1 protein-coding gene and 1 pseudogene are annotated in these 1,604 nt (G+C 64.5%); both read right to left on the bottom strand.

The features are described 5' to 3' along the window. On the bottom strand, nucleotides 1-669 hold a 669-nt coding region (locus AAFM29_RS17785), incomplete at its 3' end, for a DEAD/DEAH box helicase (RefSeq protein WP_341714038.1). 53 nt (nucleotides 670-722) lie between these two features. Next, a pseudogene (locus AAFM29_RS17780) lies at nucleotides 723-1,604 on the bottom strand (phosphomannomutase/phosphoglucomutase); the annotation flags it as partial.

Below are 1,604 nucleotides of genomic sequence, written 5' to 3'. Positions count from 1 at the left end.
GCCCTGCTCGCCTTCGACCAGCTCGACCGTATCGACATCTCCCCAGGGCGCGAGCCATCCAAGGTACCCTTCCGGATCGGCCACTGTGGCAGAGAGCGCGACCCGCTGCATATCGGGCGCAGCCGCCTGCAGGCGCGAAAGGCTGAGCGCGAGCAGGTCTCCGCGCTTGCCGGTGGCGAAGGCGTGCACCTCGTCCACCACCACGCGCTTCAGCCCGTGAAACATCTCGAAACTGTCGGGATAGCTGAGCAGCAGCGACAGGCTCTCCGGCGTGGTCAACAGCACATGCGGGGGCTTCACCCGCTGGCGCTTCTTGCGTTCGGCTGGCGTGTCGCCGCTGCGCGTTTCGACCCGTATCGGCAGGCCGATTTCTTTGATCGGCGTCAGCAAATTGCGCTGCACATCATGCGCGAGCGCCTTGAGCGGCGAGACATAGAGCGTGTGCAGCCCCTCATGTGGAGCCGCACCATCGAGCCTCGATGGACAAAAATCCGCCAGCGTCGGCAAGAAACCCGCGAGCGTCTTGCCCGCACCGGTACCCGCCACCAGCAGGGCGTGCTTCCCCACGTCCGCCGCCTCGAGCATTTCCGCCTGGTGCCGACGCACACGCCACCCTCGCCCGGTAAACCAGGTGGTGATTTCATTTGGGACCGGGTGCAATGCGTTCACGCTCCGCAACGAAGCAAATCGCGCGACCCGTGGGAAGCGATAATGACGGGGTCCTAGTGCCCGACGCTTTCGCCGCGTTCGAGGCCGCTCAATGCCAATTGCTCGTCGATCTGCGTCAGCAGTCGAGCAAGCCCTTCCTCGCTGTCGCTTTCGGCGCGCGCGACCAGCACGTCCTGCGTATTCGATGCGCGCAGCAGCCACCAGCCGTCATCGGTGGTGACGCGCACCCCATCGGTTGTGTCGGCCACGGCATCGCTATCGGTGATCCGCTGCGCAATCTCGCCGATAGCGGCAAACTTGCGGCTTTCGTCGACCTGGAAGCGTAGCTCCGGCGTGTTCAGCATCCCGGGCATCTCGCCGCGCAATTGAGTGACCGACTTGCCCAGCCGCGCGCTGGCGGCAAGCAGCCGTGCCCCGGCATAAAGCGCATCGTCGAAGCCGTAATAGCTGTCGGCAAAGAACCGCTCATCTCACCCGCCAGCGGAGAGGAAACTTCCTTCATTTTGGACTTGATCAGCGAATGGCCGGTCTTCCACATCAGCGGGCGCCCGCCGCATTCGGCAACGCGATCGAACAGCGCGCGGCTGGCCTTCACATCGGCGATCACCGTCGCGCCGGGATGCGATTTGAGGACATCCTCGGCGAAGATCATCAGCAGCTGGTCACCCCAGATCACGCGGCCCTCGCCATCGATCGCGCCGATCCGGTCGCCATCGCCATCGAAAGCCACTCCGAAATCGAGATGCTTCTCCGCGACGAGCGCCTTGAGGTCCGCCAGATTGGCTTCGACCGTGGGATCGGGATGATGATTGGGAAAGCTGCCGTCGACTTCAGTGAACAGCAGGTGATGCTCACCCGGCAGGCGCGCCGCGAGCTTCTCGAGTGCGGGTCCTGCTGCGCCATTGCCCGCGTCCCAACCGACCTTGAGCCTGGAC

The organism is Erythrobacter sp. (assembly GCF_038133525.1).
In the GTDB taxonomy this organism is placed as follows: Bacteria; Pseudomonadota; Alphaproteobacteria; order Sphingomonadales; family Sphingomonadaceae; genus Qipengyuania.
The sequence above is the reverse complement of the archived record's forward strand: the minus strand, read 5'-3'. Positions and strand labels throughout refer to the sequence as shown.